Annotated in this window: 12 protein-coding genes; 7 read left to right on the forward strand and 5 right to left on the reverse strand. The window is 63.2% G+C overall.

Features of this window, described 5'->3' with window-relative positions:
- Positions 1–18: 18 nt before the first annotated feature.
- Positions 19–663, reverse strand: coding sequence for a TetR family transcriptional regulator C-terminal domain-containing protein (locus ACGLHT_RS14475; protein WP_015270774.1), 645 nt, complete (start codon positions 661–663; stop codon positions 19–21).
- Between the two features lie 101 nt (positions 664–764).
- Between ACGLHT_RS14475 and ACGLHT_RS14480 the strand changes: the two genes are divergently transcribed.
- Positions 765–1,511: an enoyl-CoA hydratase gene (locus ACGLHT_RS14480; protein WP_274120763.1), complete on the forward strand. Its 747-nt coding sequence runs from the start codon at positions 765–767 to the stop codon at positions 1,509–1,511.
- A 575-nt stretch (positions 1,512–2,086) separates the two neighbouring features.
- Here ACGLHT_RS14480 and ACGLHT_RS14485 read toward each other — a convergent pair.
- Genes ACGLHT_RS14485 through ACGLHT_RS14495 form a run of 3 tightly spaced genes read right to left on the reverse strand, consistent with a single transcriptional unit; the run spans position 2,087 to position 6,259 of the window.
- Positions 2,087–3,142: a lipocalin-like domain-containing protein gene (locus tag ACGLHT_RS14485; protein ID WP_274120762.1), complete on the reverse strand. Its 1,056-nt coding sequence runs from the start codon at positions 3,140–3,142 to the stop codon at positions 2,087–2,089.
- Positions 3,132–5,594 carry an ABC transporter permease gene (locus tag ACGLHT_RS14490; RefSeq protein ID WP_274120761.1) on the reverse strand — a complete coding sequence of 821 codons (2,463 nt, stop codon included), beginning with the start codon at positions 5,592–5,594 and terminating at the stop codon, positions 3,132–3,134. The genes ACGLHT_RS14485 and ACGLHT_RS14490 overlap by 11 nt, the downstream gene beginning before the upstream one ends.
- Positions 5,591–6,259, reverse strand: a complete 669-nt coding sequence (locus ACGLHT_RS14495) for an ABC transporter ATP-binding protein (protein WP_274120760.1) — start codon at positions 6,257–6,259, stop codon at positions 5,591–5,593. The genes ACGLHT_RS14490 and ACGLHT_RS14495 overlap by 4 nt, the downstream gene beginning before the upstream one ends.
- 343 nt (positions 6,260–6,602) lie before the next feature.
- Here ACGLHT_RS14495 and tssG point away from each other — a divergent pair, with 343 nt between their 5' ends.
- The 3 genes from tssG to tssJ are packed head-to-tail and all read left to right on the forward strand — an operon-like array spanning position 6,603 to position 8,958.
- Positions 6,603–7,613: a type VI secretion system baseplate subunit TssG gene (gene tssG / locus ACGLHT_RS14500; protein WP_137163658.1), complete on the forward strand. Its 1,011-nt coding sequence runs from the start codon at positions 6,603–6,605 to the stop codon at positions 7,611–7,613.
- The gene (locus ACGLHT_RS14505; RefSeq protein ID WP_137163657.1) at positions 7,610–8,179 is read left to right on the forward strand and encodes an FHA domain-containing protein; all 570 of its coding nucleotides are present in this window, start codon (positions 7,610–7,612) and stop codon (positions 8,177–8,179) included. Before tssG ends, ACGLHT_RS14505 begins: the two co-directional genes overlap by 4 nt.
- Positions 8,176–8,958, forward strand: coding sequence for a type VI secretion system lipoprotein TssJ (tssJ, locus tag ACGLHT_RS14510; protein ID WP_274120759.1), 783 nt, complete (start codon positions 8,176–8,178; stop codon positions 8,956–8,958). The genes ACGLHT_RS14505 and tssJ overlap by 4 nt, the downstream gene beginning before the upstream one ends.
- A gap of 117 nt (positions 8,959–9,075) precedes the next feature.
- Here the strand turns inward: tssJ and tssM are convergent, their stop codons facing one another.
- The gene (tssM, locus tag ACGLHT_RS14515) at positions 9,076–12,738 is read right to left on the reverse strand and encodes a type VI secretion system membrane subunit TssM (protein WP_274120758.1); all 3,663 of its coding nucleotides are present in this window, start codon (positions 12,736–12,738) and stop codon (positions 9,076–9,078) included.
- 293 nt (positions 12,739–13,031) lie between these two features.
- Between tssM and tssF the strand changes: the two genes are divergently transcribed.
- The 3 genes from tssF to ACGLHT_RS14530 all read left to right on the forward strand — a co-directional run bounded on the left by tssF (position 13,032) and on the right by ACGLHT_RS14530 (position 18,564).
- Positions 13,032–14,795, forward strand: a complete 1,764-nt coding sequence (gene tssF / locus ACGLHT_RS14520) for a type VI secretion system baseplate subunit TssF (protein ID WP_274120757.1) — start codon at positions 13,032–13,034, stop codon at positions 14,793–14,795.
- A gap of 15 nt (positions 14,796–14,810) precedes the next feature.
- Positions 14,811–15,614, forward strand: coding sequence for a type IVB secretion system protein IcmH/DotU (gene icmH, locus ACGLHT_RS14525; protein ID WP_137163654.1), 804 nt, complete (start codon positions 14,811–14,813; stop codon positions 15,612–15,614).
- 214 nt (positions 15,615–15,828) lie between these two features.
- Positions 15,829–18,564, forward strand: a complete 2,736-nt coding sequence (locus ACGLHT_RS14530) for a type VI secretion system Vgr family protein (RefSeq protein ID WP_394519608.1) — start codon at positions 15,829–15,831, stop codon at positions 18,562–18,564.
- Position 18,565: the final 1 nt, after the last annotated feature.

Raw genomic sequence — 18,565 nt, forward strand, 5'->3', positions numbered from 1 at the left:
TCGTTACTGAACAGGCGATCAACAGCCCTCCGGCAGGCTGAAGCGGCGCCGGCCACCGGCCTGCAGGCCATCGACCCAGGCCTCGCAGATCAGCACGCCCTGCTCGGGGGTGAAGGTACCGGGGTTGAGCCCCGACTCCAGCCACAGGCCATCGAGCAAGGCGCTCAGGCTGATGGCCGCGAGGTCGGCATCGAAGCCCTGCCAGCCCTCCTCCCCGGCCAGCGTGGCCAGCAGCCCGCTCAGTTCATTGCGGTATTCGCCATAGGAATGGTCATGCACCTGGTTGATCGCGTCGGCGGTCTTCACCGCGCCCCAGAACGCCAGCCAGGCGTCGAGCAATTGCGGGTCGAGCAGCTCGGCGCAGAACGAGGCGCGGAAGAACGCCGACAACCGTTCGCGGGCATTGGGCGCGGCCTGGGCCATGGCCTCGCGCAGCAGGCCCATCACCCGGCCGGTGACCGCCATGTAGGCTTCGGCCACCAGCTCATCCTTGCCGGCGTAGTGATGGCTGATCAACCCGACCGAGACCCCGGCCTCGGCCGAAATCTTGCGGATCGACGCGCCCTGGAAGCCATGGCGCTTGAGGCATACCAGGGTCGCCTCGACCAGGTTGGCTTTGCGCAATTCCGGCAGCATGCGGTGGTAGCGGGCTTCCTGGTTCATCGGCGGCTCTCGGGCTGGGGCTGGACTGAACGACTGTACAACAAGCCGGACTGCGTGATAAACCCTTGGCACCCATGCCCACAACAACAAAAGCGGCTGCCATGAACGACCTGATCACACGTGACCTGGACCAGGGCCTGCTGACCCTGGCCTTCAACCGCCCCGACAAGCTCAACGCCTTGAACACCGCCATGTACCAACAGCTGGGCGACCTGCTGCTGGCGGCAGGTGAAGACCCTGATGTCGAAGCCATCATCATCACCGGTGGGCCGCACTGCTTCAGCGCCGGCAATGACTTGCGCGACTTCCTCGACAACCCGCCCGCCGACCTGGACAGCCCGGTGTTCCGCCTGATGCGGGTGGTGATGGGCCTGGACAAACCGCTGATTGCCGCGGTCAGTGGTGCGGCGATCGGTATTGGTGCCACCTTGCTGTTGCATTGCGATCAGGTGCTGGTCAGCCGTACGACCAAGCTGCGCATCCCTTTCGCGCCGTTGGGCGTGTGCCCGGAGTTTGGTTCCAGCCTGCTGCTGCCGCGCTTGCTTGGCCATGCCCGGGCGGCTCGCCTGCTGCTGGCAAACGAGTTGCTTGACGGCGAACGGATGGTGGCCTGGGGGCTGGCCAATGAACTGCATGAAGACGGTGAGCAGTGCCTTGCAGCTGCCCGGCGCCTGGCGCGACAGCTGCAAGGCTACCCGCAGGCGGCGCTGCGCATCAGCAAGCGGCTGCTCAAGGACGGCCAACGGGCCGAGCTTGAGGCGACAGTGGCGCGGGAAAGCCGGTTGTTCATCGAGTGCTTGCGCACTGAAGAGGCGCGAGCGGTGTTGCGAGGGTTGGTCAAAGATTGAAAACCTGGGGCCGCGTTGCGGCCCATCGCCGGCAAGCCAGCTCTCACCTCGACTGCATCGGCCTCAAGCCTTGTGCATCCCTGTGGGAGCGGCCTTGTGTCGCGAAAGGGCTGCAAAGCGCCCCAGGATCTTCGCATCACCACAGCATTGCCGGGGCCGCTTTGCGGCCCTTTCGCGACACAAGGCCGCTCCTACACGAGATATGAGCAAGCAAATGTTCAAGGTCGGCCAGCAGGCAATGTTGCGGGGCTAATCAAGAATTGAACAGGCTGACACGGTCCCTTGTAGGAGCGGCCTTGTGTCGCGAAAGGGGTGCGAAGCGCCCCCAGGATCTTCGCATCACCACAACATTGCCGGGGCCGCTTTGCGGCCCTTTCGCGACACAAGGCCGCTCCTACACAGGACCGCGTCATGCCCGATATATGAACAAGCCGGCCAGCAGACAGTGCCATGCACCGTGCTGGGCTCTTCGCGGGCACGCCCGCTCCCACAGGTAATATGACACGCTCTCGAACATAGCTCCCTGTGCAACAGCGCAGCCCAAAGGGCTGGGCTCATGGCCGGGATATGAGGTGCTAATAGCCGGTCATCTCCAGATACCCTCGCCCACCCGCACTCCCGGTCAAGCGCACTGGCCCCTCCCAATACGGGAACCGTGTCTCCATCCAGGCCTGCGACTCCACAGCCTCGACCTGCACATCCACGCCATGCCCCGGCACCTGCACCCGCCAGCGCGTCGGCACCTGCTTGCCGTTCTTCTGCCGGGCCCAGGCCAGCGCCTGCAGCTGGATCTGCGCACCCTGCAGTGCCATCACCTCACCCTGCGGGCCGACCCAGGTCCCGGCGCGATACGCCTCCCCCTGCACCTCGCGCACCTGGAATAGCATCAGCCTGGCGCCACTGTCCAGGTGCAGGGAAAACCAGTCCCAACCCGTCTGCCCGGCAGCCAGCGGCTGGCTGCTCCATTCCCGGTCCAGCCAGGCCTGGCCGGTGACTGCAATGCACTGGCCGCCACGCTGCACTTCCCCACTCACCCGATAGAACGGCTGACTGTAATAGTACGAAGCCTGCCCCTTGCCGGACTTCTCGCTGTAGCCCTGGTCCCCGTGCAGCATCAAGGGCCGATCGCTGTGCAGTTGCAGGTCATAGCGAAAGCCGTCACCACCGGCGACCATTTGCAGATGCTCGATGCCACTGCTGCCCTGCAACGACCAGTCATTGATCCACGCCCGGAACGGCTGGGCTTGCACGCCAGCCTGGCCGATACCCCCACGCGCCAAGGTTTCGCCAGACTGATGACCACCGGGACCGGTCAACGCCGCGTGCCCCATCCACAGGTTCGGGCTGTTCCAGCCAGCAGTCTCGGGGCCTGGGCGCAGGGCCGAGCGAAACAGCGTCCACTGCGCGCCCCAGTCCCGCCCCTGGAAGTCCTGGAGGTTGGCGGTGACATACCACCATTCGATGCGAAAACCATCGTGGGCCCCGTGGTCCCGCGGAAATTCCAGGCGATGGCCGCGGCTTACCTGGCTGAACTCGCCCGCCTGCTGCCCGAGCCCGGCATAGCTTTGCTCGGTGGGCTGGTCACAGCCGCCCAGCAACCCAAACAGCAACAGCCAGGCGCTACGTTTCATCGGCAAACGGCCTCAACAGTTCGCGCGGCTGGCGACGCGCCAGCTGCCACAGTGGCCAGGCGCTGGCCAACAGGCTGGTAAGCATGCCCAGCACGGCCAGGTGCAGAAGTTGCGCAGGGAACACGTAGAGCGGCAAACGCCAGCCGAATGCCTGCACGTTCACCACCGCGACCAGGCACCAGGCCAGCAGGATGCCCAGCGGAATCGCCAGCAGCACGGTAAGGCTGCTCAGCAACAGTGTCTGCCCAAGGCTCAGCCACACCAGGTGCGTGCGCCGCACACCCAGTGCCCACAGCGGCGCCAGCTGGCCCAGGCGGGTCTGGCCCAGGGTCAGCAGGTTGATGAACAGCGCCACGCCTGCCACGCCAAGGGTGAGGCTGTTGAGCGCGGCGGTGGCGGCGAAGGTGCGGTTGAACACGTCGGTCGACCAACGTTTGAGCCGCGTCTGCTCGACCACGCGGCTGTCGTCCAGGGCGAAGCGCTGTCGCAATGCGGCCTCGAGCGCCGACGCCTGATCGTCCACCAGATCGACACTCAACCCGGTCAGGGTTGCCTGTGGCCAGTGCCCGCGCAGCCAGCCGGCATTGACCAGCATGTGCCCCTTGGGGTTGCCGTAATCGGCATAGATGCCCACAACGCTCAGGGCTGGCGAAGTGTCTGCAGGCAGCCTCAGGCGATCACCCAGCTGCAGCTTCAGTCGCCTGGCCAACTGTTCACTGAGTATCACGGCCTGCCCGGCGGCCAGTTGTTGCCAAGCCTGCTTTTGCTGCGTCAGCAATGGCCAGCGTGTGCGATAGACGGGATGATCGACGATGCCCTGGACCTGCACCGGCCAGCCCTGCAGCTGTGTTTCCACACGCCAGCCGGGCAATACCACATCCACCGAAGGCTGCTGCCCGAGCCACTCGGCTATCTGCAAGCCCTGGGCGGTGTCCCTTGGGGTGACATACAGGTCGGCGGACAGGCGCAGGTCAAGCCAGCCGACAAAGGTCTTGCGAAAGCCCTCGGTCATGCTGCCCACCCCGACACTGGCCGCCAGCGCCAGCAACAGTGCCATCAACGCCAGGCTCAGGGCCGGCAATTGCTGGCGGCTATCGGCGACGAACCATTGCGCCAAAGGCCGCCGGCAATGGCGCGCCAGCCAGGCCAGCACCCGGTCGAGCAAGGCCGGCAGCAGCAGCGCCGCCGCCAGCAGCAAGCCTGCCAGCAGGCCGAACGCGCTGGGCAGGCTGTCGCCCAGCACGCCACAGCCCAGGGCCAGCAAAAGCAACAGGCCGGCCACCAGGGCCTGGCGCCGCAACCAAGGCCCCTGGGCCAACCGCCATGCCTGAGGTTGCGCCAGCGCCAGCAACGGCAACCGCGCCGCACGCAGTACACTGCCCAAACCCGCCAGCAGCGCCCCCAGCACGCTCACCAGCACGCCCATCAGCCACCACCCTGCGGGCAGGCTCAGCGCCCCGGCGACCTGGGCGCCATACAGGCCGCGCAAGCTGGCGGCCACATCGGGCAGCAACCACGCAGCCAGCCCGTAACCACTGGCCACACCGGCCAGGCCGCCCAGCACCGCGAACAGCCCCAGCTCCAGCACCAAGGCGCACAGCAAGGTTTGCAGGCCGATGCCACAGGCGCGCAGGTTGCGAATCAGGCCGCGCCGCTTTTCCAGTGCCAAACCGATTGCGGCATGGGCAATGAACAGGCCGACGACGAACGCCAGCAGGCCAAGGGCGGTCAGGTTGAGGTGGAAACTGTCGGTCAGCCGCTGCAAGCCGCCATCGTCCTGCCGAGGTTGCAGCTCAAGGTAAGGCGCGATATCCACCGGCAACGGCCCCGGCGTGGCAGCCACCAGCAAGCGCGACAACTGCCCGGGTGCATGCAGCAACGCCTGGGCGTGGCCGATATCGACCACGATCACCCCTGGGGCCAGCGCTGGCTGTAGAACCAACGGCGGCAGCAGCTGCCCTTCGCTGTCGCGTGCTGAGGCCCCGGGGCCTGCATGCAACTGGCGCAAGGTGTCCGGCCCGACCCAGGCTTGCCCGGGCATGCCGACAAAGGCCTGCAGATCGAACGTTCCGGGCTGCACACCGGCGATGCTGCTGGCCGGCGGCAGGCTCAACGGCTCGATGCCGATCAACCGCACGCTGCGCGCCGGCTCACCAGCAAAGCGCAAGCGCCCTTCCAGTACCGGCGTCACCGCCCAGCCCAGCCTGCGCAACTGCACGTACAGTGCCTGGTCGAAGCGCTCGCCACGGCGCGGCACCAGTTGCGCCTGCAACGGCCCGGCCAGCACCGAGCTGGCGCGGGCATAGTCGCTGCGTGCCTGGCTGTTCAGCGCCTGCACACCGGTCCACAGCGCCGTTGCCAGCCACAGGCCGGTGAAGATGCTGAAAAACTGCACGCGATGGCGCCGCCAGTGGCTGAGCAGCGCCAGCAGGGCCAGCGATAGAAGCCTCATCCGCCCTGCTCGGGCCGCACGCGGCCGGCCTGCAGGTAACAACGCTGCTGCAAGCGCGCCGCCAGCCGCGGGCTGTGGGTCACCATCAGCACCCCACTGCCAGCCTCGGCGACCAGCTGCAACAGCAGGCTCAACACCTCATCGCTGCTAGTTTCATCGAGGCTGCCGGTGGGTTCGTCGGCCAGCAACCAGGCCGGGCGCCCGGCCAGGGCGCGGCCGATGGCAACCCGCTGTTGCTGGCCGCCAGACAATTGCTCCGGGTAACGCGCCAGCAAATCCGCCAAACCCAGGCGCTGCGCCAGGTAGGCCAGCCAATCGGGATCATGCCGACCGGCCAGCCGCGCCTGGAACGCAAGATTGGCCCCCACGTCCAGGCTGCTGATCAGGTTGTACTGCTGGAACACCAGGCCGATGCCTTCCCGCCGCCACAACGCCAGCGACGCCTCGGAACGGCTGTCGAGCGGGATGTCGTCGATCAGGATACGGCCACTGTCGGCACGGTCCAGGCCGGCCACCAGGTGCAGCAAGGTGCTCTTGCCGCTGCCCGACTCGCCCATCAGCGCCAGGCTGCTGCCGCGCGCCAGGCGCAGGTCGACGCCCTGCAGCACGGGGAGCGGGCCCTGGGGGGTGGGGAATGATTTGTGCAGTTGCTCGATGACCAGCATCGACGGGCCTTGGTGGGTTCAGGGGTCTTCTTAGGAATAGCAGGTTCATCGCGGCGTGAACGAACACTCGTCGTTTTCCTCGATAAAGCAATTTCCGGTTCTATTCGAAAAGCGGCTTCCAACTTCAACCCTCGATGAACTTATTAATTCCACGCCCCTGAAAGCCTTACCAAAAAGTCAACATAAACAGCCTCGCACCAATAAAAAAAGACACTTCCTACAGAAATTTCTTTTTATTGGTCGATATCCACTTTCAGACGAGAAAACAATGACCTGAATCAGAAACTATCGACTACGATCAGCATTCACTTCGCATCCGTTAGTTACGGCAAGAGACTCAACCATGGAAAAACCAGTAGTTCTGAACGCCGCTGGCCAGGTCGATATCGCTTTGGAAAGCGCCCACCAGTACGCCTATTTCCAGCTACTGGAATTGCTGTATCACGTACACGACGACGATCTGGAACAACGCCCACTTGCTCGAGAGACGCGACGCCGATTACGGCTGGAAGTGTCCCCCAGCCTGTCTTTCCCTGTTGCCGATGTGTTGCGCGCCGATCGCTTGAAGGACGACCGCTACCGCATCCAGGCAAGTTTTCTGGGCCTGCATGGCACAGACTCACCACTGCCCACTTACTACCTTGACGAGATCGCCTACGAAAACGCACACGGCATCGGTTTACGCCCGGCTTTCCTCAATTTCTTCAACCATCGCCTTCATACCCTGCTCCATCAAGGATGGCGCAAGTACCGCTACTACGTACGCTTCCAACCGGGCGCGAAGGACGGTTTCTCCCGCTATGTCTTCGCCCTGATCGGCCTGGACGACTCAGCACTACGCGGCGCTACGCCGCTACCCTGGAGCCGCTTGCTCAGTTTCGTGGGAATGATCGCCAGCCGCAGCCGCTCCCCCGGCATGGTAGCCGGCATGATCGCGCATTGCTTCGACCTCCAGCAGGTTGCCATCCGCGAATTCGAAAAGCGCACCGTCTCGATTCCCACTTCCCAACGCAACTGCCTGGGGGCCAGAAACTACCAACTCGGCAACAACTTCCTGGTTGGCGACAGCATCGAGTCACGCAGCAGCAAGTTCACCATTGTGATCGCAGGCCTGAATCAGCAGCAGTTCCGCGAATTCCTGCCCAGCGGTGACAACTACCAGAGGCTGGCGCGGCTGGTGGATTTTCTGCTCCGTGATGTCGGGGCCTATGACCTGGAGTTACGCATGTGCGCCGAGCAAGCCCCTCCCTTCAGCCTACGGGCCGAGCATGGCACCCACCTGGGTTGGACAAGCTTCATCGCCAACCGCAATGACCCCACGCCTCCCCCTGTTCGCATCACGGTACGCACATGAGTACAAATGTTCTCTCCCCCAGCGTCACGCTCACCGTCCTCAACCCGGAAAAACTCTTGCACGGCAGCGAACCGCGGCATCGCTTCGATCGGGCTGGCGGCTCTATCGGCAGTCAAGGTGCTTGGCGCCTGCATGATCGCGGCGTTCGCATCCTGCCGGTGCACTGCGAAATCGGCTGGCATGAAGGCCATTTCTGCATCATTGACCACAGCGGCAAGAGTTTCATGAATGGCAGTGACACCCAGTTGCTTTCGGGTACGCCTGTCCGCCTCAGGCACAACGACAGACTGCAGCTGGGTGACTACCAGATTGCCATACACCTGGGCGAGGACGAGGAAGAGCCGCAGCCGCATACCGGCAGGGACCCACTCTCCGAGCTGGGGGTTGATCAGCTGATGTGCCCGCTGCAGGTACTTGGCGTACCGATTACGGATATCGCCGGATTCTTCCAGGCCTCAATGCCTGGGCCGGTGGATGAGCTTGATCCGTTGGCCTATCTGGACAGGGCCGCACAAGCCCGGGTTGACCCGGCCATAGTCGAAATCTTCGGCAAGGAGGTGCAATGAACAAGCCTGTAGGTTTGCTACTGGCCTGCCTGGCGATCAGTGGCTGTACTTCGATCAGCAAGATCTACCAGGTGGCGATGGATCCGGCTCTGCCTGTCGGTGGCCCTAACAATGACATCAGCCACCTGGCGCTGAGCCTCTACGCCGCGGACCCGCCTGCGCCTGTCAGCCTCGAACCGACAGATTCAGGCACACAGGTACCGCTGCATGGCCACCCGGAACAGCTGGCGGCCAACCTCAGCGCCACAAGTCCTGTCGAGCTGACTGACAAGCTGAGCTCACTGGCGGAGCAGCTGCACCGCAACTACCCCACTTCTGTCGAGGGCGAGCAAGCCATCGTCGGGCCGAAGGCGCCTGCGGCATTGGCCAGTTACGCAACGCCCCAAACTGCTTTGCCTGAGGAACTCGACCTGCAACCACAACACCAGGCCCCGTCATCCATCGTTTTCAAGGTACTTCAGCTCCGGGACGATTCGTTGTTGCTGGATGCCACTTATGAGCAAGTCGAAGAAGACCTGGATAAAGCGCTGGGCACCACGCTGATCAGCGTCGATGACTACCGTCTGACCCCTGGCCAGTTCAAGTTCATCGAACACGAAGAAATCAACGAGCGCACCCGCTACATCGCCGTCGTTGCTCGCCTGGGCGATAACCCCAAGGGCCGCTGGAAAGATGCAGTCCGCATCCAGGCACGCGGTTACAACCATACCGTACACGTTCACTTCGAGAACAACGCCGTTGAACTCAGGCAAGACAGTGAATACCGCCGTGACAAATGATCCGTCCTATAAAAAATGAGCATCCTGTGAAGGCCGGACCAGGCACCGGAACAAACACACAACGAATCCCGACCCAGGCCACTGGTATCGGGATTCTTGGGTGGCCTGCGCCGTGCCCTATCGCCCGGCCACTTCGCTGGCCGTGCCGTCACGCAACAACCGCTGCGGCAGGGCGAACCCTGCAAAGAGCTGGCGGGTGAAGGGGTTGTTTGCGCCCGTGGCGTGAACCTTGTAGCGCGCCGTATCGCCGGCAATCATGAAACCGAGATCGATACTGGTGGATGTACGGGCATTCAGCCCACCGCGGCTGAGCAGGCGGTAGAGCGACCAGGGGCCGTGATAGCCCAGGCTGACAGTGGTACCCGCAACCTGCACCAGGGTGACACGGCTATGCCCACTCTCCCCGGCAGGGCCCGGCCAGGTCATGCCGATCGGCTCCTTGCCCCGGTCCGCAAACGCATGCAGCTGCCCATCCAGGTCGAAGACACTGCCGCGCAAGCCACCACTGATCGCCAGAGGCTCCAGGCCAAAGCTCACGTTCAGCTCCCCGCGATTGTCGAAAAACGCGTTGCGTATGGCTTCAGCCTGCTTGAGCTGCACCATGACTTCGGGGCGGACCAGGTAACCTTCATCCGCACGGGAGTACAGCGCATCGAGGTTGTCTTCGAGAAACACCGCAAGGTACTGGTCCTGGAAGCGCTTGAGCTGGCCTTGCGGGCCAAAGAAGGCTTCAAAATCCTTGAGCGACACATCCGGCCCGGCCGGGTCGATGGGATAGCGTGAGGCCAGTCGTTCCTGGTAAACGCTGTAAACCTCGGCATCCCAACGCTGCTCCAGCTCCCGTAACGCCATGACCATCAACACCTGCGAAGTCTGCTCCGCCAGCTGGCGAACATGCCGATTGAGGGGTTCCGGCAGGCCCGTGGCAATGCGCTGAAGGTTGCGAATGGGGTCGGGCGCCGTTTCCGAAAAACGGCTCAACACTAGCGCCAGGGCGGCCTTGCCCCGGTCAGGGCTGTCCTGCACCGCCTTCAGGTAGTCATGTACAGCGCTGATCGCCTGGAGTGTTTCGTCATGGTAGGACGGTTTGTCACCACGCACGTCGAGCATCCCCGAAAGCCCCGCGAAAGACCGATAGATGCCCATGGCCTGCATGCGAACCTGCGGATCGGCTTTCGACTCCTTCTCGCTGTCCGCGGCCTGCGGATAGATCAGCGTATTGCTGCGCACGGTTTCCAGCAGCCGGCGTATCGGCGCTGCCGGGCCGCTGACTTGTTCCAGAACACCCAAGGCATGCGCAAGATCGCTGAATTCGGCAACCGAAAACTGGTTCAGCACACGCCGCCAACTGTCGATGTAGTCGGCGCTGTACAGGGCTCGCAGACGCTCCGCCAGGGCCTGGCGGTCCATGTCGGAGTAGTCGAGGCTACGCCGCTCCCCTAGCACCCACTGATCGACCAGGGCGAGGTCGGCCACGTTCTGGCTATGCTGGTCGAAATAGTCGCGAAAGCCCGTCGCCGTCAGTAAAGGTGGCAGGGACAAATTGGCGTCGACGGCCGCCTGGTGATCGCGCTCGGCCAGTGGCCTGTAGACGATATCGAACGCTGGGCCGATCTCGTTGCGCAAATCCAGCTCACCGTGCAATTGCTCCCGAGCCTGCTGCCTCAAGCCGATGTAGACACGCTCGGCCAGCGGCAGCTTGCGCAACTGCTGCTGCGCCTGGGCAACGACTTTCCGATACTCCGGCAGCTCGACATCTGCGTAGGCCAAAGCGTACCTGAGGTGGCGCATCAGCGCGGCCTGCAGCTGGCCCTGGCCCGGATACGCCCTCTGCCACTCGCGAGCCATCCATTGCTCGACCATCTCCGCCCGACGATTACCGCGATCCTCGATCATGCGATACACGCGCAATGCCGCCAACTGCTGGTCGCTACCGGGGGCGGCTTGCTTGACAGACGCTGCCACGCCGCCCGCAATCACCGGTAGAAAGCGCTGGGCCAGGGCATTCAGGTACGCCTGGTCCACTTGCGGGCCAATGGCTTTGCCCTGGTACAGCCCCATATCCGTGAACACGCTCCAACCAGAGCGATAATCGCCGTACAGGCTCACGGCATCACGGATCTCATTCAACGGCAGCAGCAGGCTGCGCCCGGTCAAATCATCCTTGGCGTCCGTGCTGGTGTTGCTGAACGCAAGGCTTTTCTCCAGCACCTGCTCCGCCTTGTCACGGTTGACGCTGTAGAAGTACGCCCAACCACCGGCCATGGCCAACCCGCACACACTCGCCGCCAAGGCGCCGCCCTTCAACAGGCGGCCCTTGCGCCGGGCGACCTTGCGGTTGTCGCCCGCCAGGCCGGCCTCGGGGTAGACCACGCGTTGCAACAGCCGCTGCGCGAAATACACCACGGAGGTGCCTTGCGGCTTGGTCGACAACGCCGGGGTAGCGAAGGCAAAGGCGCGGGCAGAAGCATCCGCGAGCAGGTTGCGCACTTCGCCTCGCTGGTAGACCGAGGAAAAGTACAGGCCACGCACCAGGGGTGGGGTGCTGTAGCGGTCACTGACCAGTACATCAGCGAGGAAATTCAGCAACATCTCCTGCGCCCCGCTCAGTTCCCGAAGCAGCGAGCAGGCGCTCTTGCCCGTGGTGCCAGGTGCGCCCACGGTAGCGCTCATCAGTTGCCTGCCGAGGCGCCCCAGGAAGCCCTGATAGGCTCCCTCCAGCTCCTGCAGCCAGGCATCGAAGTCCTTTACCGAACCCAACGTGAAGGTAAAGCCCTGCACCTCTTCCCGCTCACGGGCCGGGAGCGCGGCGAACAGTTCCTCGAAACCGTCCAGCAAGTCGAACTTGCTCATCACCACGTACAGCGGCAAGCGCGTACCCAACTCACCGCCCAGCTCCGTCAGGCGCGCGCGCAGCATCAAGGCCAGGTCACGTCGCGCCTTCGCCGATCGCCCGAACAGGTTGACCATATCCACCAGCAAGACCACGCCATTGAGTGGCCGTCGGCTGCGGTTCTGGGCAAGCCAGCCAATCATGTGCCGCCACAGGCGTCGCTCGACGCCCGCCGGCAGGCCTGTGGGCTCGGCCGGTGCTCTCGCCGTCAGTGCCGCCTCCTGCACTGCTGGCAGCGTGTTGTTTTCGCCCCCCTCCTCCTTGATGGGCTTGACCACACGCGCCGGGCGCTCAGGCTGGCTGATGAACTCGCCCGGCGGATCGATCAGCACCGCGTCGTCACCTACCCACCAGTCGATGCCAAAAGCCAGGTCCGGATCCGTGCGGGCCCGCTGGGTGGCGCCATCGGTGCGGGCGAGTGCAAAACGCTGATCCGAACGGCTGACGAAGCTCGACTTGCCCGCATTCTGTTCGCCAAGGATGAGGTACCACGGCACATCGTAACGGTGCCCGCGGCCACCTTGGCTGTCGCGCAAGCGGGCCAGGCTGCTGTCGAGGGAGCGCTGCTGGGCCTGCAGATACACCAGGCACGGGTCTTCCACCTCGCGTCGCTGCCGTTGCTGTTCGCGTACGATCGAGCGGTTGCGCCGATGCACCCACGCGCTCCATGCCAGCAATGGCAGCATCACCAGCAGCACGGTTGCCGCAATCCGCACCGGCAGGTCAACCAACGGTTGCTGCTCACGCCAACGCCATTCAGGCCCCAACCACCATAGCCAGACCACTGCGGCAGCAACGCCGAGCAGCACCACACCAACAACTACCGGCATTGCCTGACGCTGCACCAGCGATACACCGCGCAGCAGACTGTCCTTGTTCACTTTCATAGCGGCAAACCTTACCGACTGCATATCCGAATGATTTAAGGCACCTCACAGTGCACACTGGCAAAAACAGTAGCAGCATTGAAAAACACTATTCAATGATATCAAGCAAGAAATACCAGCTAACACTTTTCTTGCAGACGCCGGTGACTTTCCTGAATTATGAAATAAAAAAGCACTTGCTTCAGGAAAGTTAACAGCCCAGCAACTTGTGGGAACTTTCCTACAAATAAGCCATGCACACTTTTCATCAACCCCGGCACATGCCACCAGATAGAGCGTCCAACGCGATAAACATGAAGTTCAAAGACTGGTTCATGCAGGAGCAGCAGACCCTACGGGAATTGGGTGACGACTTTGTCGAGGACGACCCGCGTCTGGCGCCTGTCCTCGGTCGCACCGCCTCGGACCCGGCCAGCGAGTACCTGATGGAACACTTCGCCTTCCTGACCGCTCGCCTGGTCATGAAGATCGAAGACCATCTGCCCGAGCTGACCCACCCGTTGCTGCAGCTGCTCTACCCCAATTTTCTGCGTCCGCTGCCGAGCATGACACTGATGCAGTTCCAGCCTGTCGACCACGCGCTGAGCGAAACCCAGGTGCTGCCCAAGGGCACCCCTGTGTTCTCCCGAGCCGTTGACGGCGTGAGCTGCGAGTTCCGCACCTGCGCGGACCTGGCTATCGCGCCGCTGGAAATTCGCAGCATCACCACGCAACCCAGTGCCGAAGCACCGGTAGTGCGCATAGACCTGGGCGCCTTGTCCGAGCAGCCGCTGCGGCAGATGAAGTGCGACCAGCTGCGGTTTCATCTGGCTGGCAGTAAACGCAATGCACTCACCCTCTACCAGTGGCTGGCGCAGCACCTGAACAAGCTTGATCTGCATATCGGCCAGCACCGCTTTGCGCTACCCCCCTCAGTAGCCTTCGTCGGTTTCGAGGCAAATGAAGCGCTGCTGCCCAGCCCTGGCGAGCAGATGGATGGCTACCGCATCCTGCACGAATTCTTCTGCTTCCCGGAGCGCTTTCATGGGTTTCGCATTGACGGGCTCGGCAGCTACTGGCCTGACGAGGCCGCCGCTCATATCCAGCTGGAGTTCGGTTTCAGTGCGCCCCTCCCGCCCGACATACAGATCGACCAGACAACGATCCTGCTCAACTGCATCCCTGCCATCAACCTGTTCAGTTGTACGGCAGAGCCCATACCGTTGAATGGGCAGGCGCTGTGTGAAACCGTGCGAATGGGGCGCCAGGGCGGCAAGAGAGGTGAAATTTTCAGCGTTGATCGAGTCAGCAGCCAACGTCAGAAATCCAACGACCATGTACAGGATTTCAAACCCTTCGAGGCGCTGGACCGCGACTTCCCGTTGGCCGAGCCGACGCCCGCCCGCTACTACAAGCTGGACATCGAGCAGGAACCCGTCAATGACAAGGTGCAACACAGGATACGCCTGGTGCATCACAACCTTGCGCCCTACCTCGGCCTGCACGAAGAACTGAACATCGACCTTACCTGCAGCAACGGGCCCCTTGCGCAGCAGCTCAGGGTTGGCGAAGTCGATGTGACCACCCAGGACACCCCCTCGTTCGTCACCTATCGTAACCTTACCCGCCCCACCCGCAGCTACCCGCCGATGCTGCAGAGCGGTGGCCAAGGTGAGCGCCACTGGGCGCTGGTCTCCAACCTTGCGCTGAACAACCTGTCGCTGTCTTCTCCTGCAACCCTTGCCGCGGTACTGCGGGTTTACGACTTTGTCGCCGCCCATGACCTGCAGCAGGAGCGCAATACCACCCAGCGCCTCGACGCCATCAGACAGGTGGACAACGAGCCCTGCGATTGGCTGGTCAAGGGCGTGCCGGTTCGGGGCATGCGCACCACCCTGCACATCGACCCTGCCGGCTTCGAATGCGAGGGTGAGGTGCAGCTGTTCGGCAACGTGCTGTCCCATTTCATGACGTTGTACGCCAACAGCAACTCCTTCCATCAACTGCAGATCATCAACACCGCCAACGCAACCCGCCAGCTATGGCCCGCCCGGACCGGGCGGCAGCCGGTGATGTGACCAGGAGGTCCGCTCATGAACAATGCGCCCGAGAAAGACTTCGAGAACACCCGAGCAGACGCCCGCGCCGCTCCCCCACTCAGCGAACTGTTCCCTCATGTCGACGCGCTGGGGTTCGACACCCGCTCGAACACCACATTCCCCCTCTTCGACATCGCCTCTCCCCTGTTTGGCCTGGTCATCCGCCTGGAAGGCACCGAACACTATGACCACGTCGAGCAGTTGCATGCCCACGTCAAGAACATGATCCACGGCATGGTCGAGCAGGTACGCCAGCTTGAACACTGTGACGAAGGCGACCGCGTGGTGTTTTCCTACTGCTTGTGTTGCGTGGTCGATGAAGCCGTGATGACTACGTCCTGGGGGCGCGACTCGTCCTGGAAGGCCCAATCCTTGCTCAGCGCCATCCATCAGGAAACCTGGGGCGGCGAGAAATTCTTCAGCGTGCTCGAACGCTTGCTGGAAGCCCCCGAACAGCGCTACGACCTGTTTGTGTTCCTGTTCTGGTGCCTGGCACTGGGCTACCGCGGCAAGTACGCCAACCAGACCAATGGCGATGAGCAACTGGCCGCCTGGCTCAAGCGGGTCCATGACCGGATCGTTGAACTGCATGGCCCCGAAACCGAATCGCAACCCCTGACCGACCCGCTGGCCAATGTCGCGCCCCGGCATTACCGCATGAACCGCCAACTGCCCTGGTGGACGCCCTGGGCCGTGATGGGCGTGTTCTGCACAGGCCTGTATTTCTACTTCGCCACCAAACTTGACGGTATTACCCAACAAGTACTGGCATCACTGCAGGCGATGCTGCAGCCATAAACTCGACAACGTCGAACTGGGCGCAGCAAGTAAAACTATGCCCGAAACAAGATAGATCCTGCATTTAGCGAAACTTCCTACAAGTTTTTAGGAAGCAACTTTCACGACCAGGAACGGATTCCTCATTACGGTCGTGAGCACAACTAATGCCTGGCGTCCTATGACGCGTCCGGTTTCATGAACCTGCCCGATGGGACGAACCGCAGGAGTACGCATGAGCAACCTGAATGATGTGCGCTTTACCTTCAGTACCCCAGCCGACGAAGCCATTCAGTTTGATGTCGTGTCATTCGAGCTGACCGAAGGCGTCAGCCAGTTGTATCGCCTGGAAGTCGAACTGGTGAGTTTCGCCGACGATGCCGACTTCGCCACCCTGCTCGACCACCCCGCGCTGCTGACCATCTGGCAGCAGGAGCAACCGGTGCGTCACGTGCATGGCCTGATCAGCAGCTTTGAACAGGGCAAGACCGGCCACCGCCGCACCCGCTACCGCGCCATTGTCGAACCGCAGCTGGCCCGCGCCGGCCTGCAGTCGGACTGGCGCATCTTCCAGCACCGCCCCGTGCCGCAGTTGCTCGAGGAGCTGTTCCGCGAGCGCCGGTGGGGAACGCTGACCCAGTACCTGGTCAACCCGCACCAGACGCGTGAGTTCTGCGTACAGGCCGGTGATCTGGACCTGAATTTCTTCTGGCGGCTATCGGCAGAAGAAGGCCTGATCTCGATCTTCGAGCACAGCCAAGGCAGCCATGGCGTGGTCCAGGCGGACCAGATCAGCCAGTTCGGCAGCCTGGAAGGCGACCCGGTGTTGTACGTGGCCAACCGGGGTGGCACGGCGCGCCAGCCCTGCCTGCATGACTTCCGCTATCGCGAGCAGGTACGCACCAGTATCCAGGTCCAGCGCGACTACACCTTCACCCACCCGCGCTACAACCTGGAACACACCCTGTACCCCAGGGACATGGGCAACCAGGGCAACGAGTACGAGCGCTACGACTACCCCGGCCGCTACAAGCACGACAACGCCGGCAAGCCGTTTACCCAGACCCGCGTCAACGCCTTGTTCGGCGATGCCCGGGTGGCCGAGGTCAAAGGCGACGACGCGCGCCTGCAGCCGGGCATTGCCTTCCAGCTGGCCGGCCATGCCCGTGAGGACATGAACATCCTCTGGCGGCCGATGCAGATCACGCACAAGGGGCAGCAGTTCACAGCGCTGGAAGAGGATGCTGCCGAAGCCGAAGTCGGCACGTCCTACACCTTCACCGCCACCTTGATTCCAGCCCGGGTCGAATGGCATGCACCTGCTTGCCCCAAGCCCGTGATCGACGGCCCGCAGATGGCCAAGGTGGTCGGCCCACCCGGCGAGGAAATCTACTGCGACGAGCACGGCCGCGTGCGCGTGCAGTTCCCCTGGGACCGCCTGGGCCAGGACGACGACAAGAGCTCGTGCTGGGTGCGGGTGACCCAGGCCTGGGCCGGTGCCACCTGGGGCCATATGGCCATACCCCGCATTGGCCAGGAAGTGGTGGTCAGTTTCCTCGACGGCGACCCTGACCAACCGATGATCACCGGGCGTAGCTACCACATCGTCAACCGCCCGCCGTATCGCCTGCCCGAGTTCAAGGCGTTGAGCCCGATCCGCAGCAAGGAGCACCACGGCAAGCGGCATAACGAACTACGCCTGGACGACACCACCGGGCAGATCAGCGCGGCGCTGATGAGTGACCACGACCACACCGCGCTGCACCTGGGTTACCTGACCCATCCGCGTCACTTCGGTGGCCAGCCCCGTGGGCAAGGTTTCGAGCTGCGCACCGATACCCACGGGGTGATCCGCGCAGGCGGCGGCCTGCTGCTGACCACCGAACTGCGCGCCCGCGCCGTCCAGCACCACACCGACCTGGCCGAAACCGCCGAACGCCTGCAGACCGCACAGCAGTACCACACCACCTTCGCCAGGGTCGCCCGCGACCACCTGGCCCAGGAAGGCGGCGATCAGGATGAGGTCGGTGAAGCGCTCAAGGCACAGCACGACGCCATCTGCGGCTACGCCGGCAACCCTGAAGCCAACCGGTTTCCGGAACTGGCCGACCCGCAGCTGGTGCTCGCCAGCCCGACCGGCATCGCGACCACCACCCCGGAATCCACCCACATCGCCTGCGGCGAACACCTGGGCCTGAGCACGGGTGGCCACACCAGCCTGGCCATCGGCAAGCGCCTGCTGATCAGTGCCAGCCGAGGGGTACGCCAGTTCGTCCAGAGCATGGGCTGGCGACTGGTTGCGGCCACCGGCGACATCGACCTGAAGGCGCTCAAGGACAACATCAACCTGCTGGCCAAGCTCAAGGTCAGCGTCACCGCCGAACGCATCACCCTCAGCGCCAAGGAAGAACTGGTCATCCAGGGGGGCGGCAGCAGTACCACCTACACCGCAGGGGGAATCCTGCATACCACCGCTGGCCAGTACACCGCGCACGCGACTGACTTCATCTACAAAGGTGCACAAAGCCAGACGGCCACGTTCCCGGACGCGCCCAAAACCGACAAAGGCAACCTCGACCTATTCCGCAACTACGCCAACAACCGCCCCTTGAAAGGCTCCGGGTACCAGGTAGAGGACGCGCTGGGCCAGGTGCTCAAAGGCACACTGGACGAACAAGGGTTTGCGGCGGTAGCAGCTGTAAGCCCAGGCCCCACAGCCGTTGATTTCGAGAAAGACCCAGCCGACCCATGGGTAGCCGGCAGCTACTTCGGCAACCTGAGAAAGGACTTTTCAGGCCCGGCTGCAGCGCTGACGCTACCTTCCGCCCTGCAGGGCACCGAAAACCTCGCGAAGCATGCGGCACAAGCGTTCAAGGCCCCGCTCGACGCCATCGCCCCCTCGGCACCTCCCCCTTCCCGGCTCGGCACTGCCAGTGCCTTGGCTACCTCACTCGTCCAGGAAGGGAATTGAA

This window comes from Pseudomonas sp. PsB (assembly GCF_043658375.1).
Lineage (GTDB): Bacteria > Pseudomonadota > Gammaproteobacteria > Pseudomonadales > Pseudomonadaceae > Aquipseudomonas > Aquipseudomonas putida_Z.

Excerpts from the sequence above, each read along its gene's own strand:
- ACGLHT_RS14490 (WP_274120761.1), bottom strand. The coding sequence starts at position 5,594 with ATGAGGCTTCTATCGCTGGCCCTGCTGGCGCTGCTCAGCCACTGGCGG.
- tssJ (WP_274120759.1), top strand. The coding sequence starts at position 8,176 with ATGAACAAGCCTGTAGGTTTGCTACTGGCCTGCCTGGCGATCAGTGGC.
- icmH (WP_137163654.1), top strand. The coding sequence starts at position 14,811 with ATGAACAATGCGCCCGAGAAAGACTTCGAGAACACCCGAGCAGACGCC.
- tssM (WP_274120758.1), bottom strand. The coding sequence starts at position 12,738 with ATGAAAGTGAACAAGGACAGTCTGCTGCGCGGTGTATCGCTGGTGCAG.
- ACGLHT_RS14480 (WP_274120763.1), top strand. The coding sequence starts at position 765 with ATGAACGACCTGATCACACGTGACCTGGACCAGGGCCTGCTGACCCTG.
- tssF (WP_274120757.1), top strand. The coding sequence starts at position 13,032 with ATGAAGTTCAAAGACTGGTTCATGCAGGAGCAGCAGACCCTACGGGAA.
- ACGLHT_RS14495 (WP_274120760.1), bottom strand. The coding sequence starts at position 6,259 with ATGCTGGTCATCGAGCAACTGCACAAATCATTCCCCACCCCCCAGGGC.
- ACGLHT_RS14485 (WP_274120762.1), bottom strand. The coding sequence starts at position 3,142 with ATGAAACGTAGCGCCTGGCTGTTGCTGTTTGGGTTGCTGGGCGGCTGT.
- ACGLHT_RS14530 (WP_394519608.1), top strand. The coding sequence starts at position 15,829 with ATGAGCAACCTGAATGATGTGCGCTTTACCTTCAGTACCCCAGCCGAC.
- tssG (WP_137163658.1), top strand. The coding sequence starts at position 6,603 with ATGGAAAAACCAGTAGTTCTGAACGCCGCTGGCCAGGTCGATATCGCT.
- ACGLHT_RS14475 (WP_015270774.1), bottom strand. The coding sequence starts at position 663 with ATGAACCAGGAAGCCCGCTACCACCGCATGCTGCCGGAATTGCGCAAA.
- ACGLHT_RS14505 (WP_137163657.1), top strand. The coding sequence starts at position 7,610 with ATGAGTACAAATGTTCTCTCCCCCAGCGTCACGCTCACCGTCCTCAAC.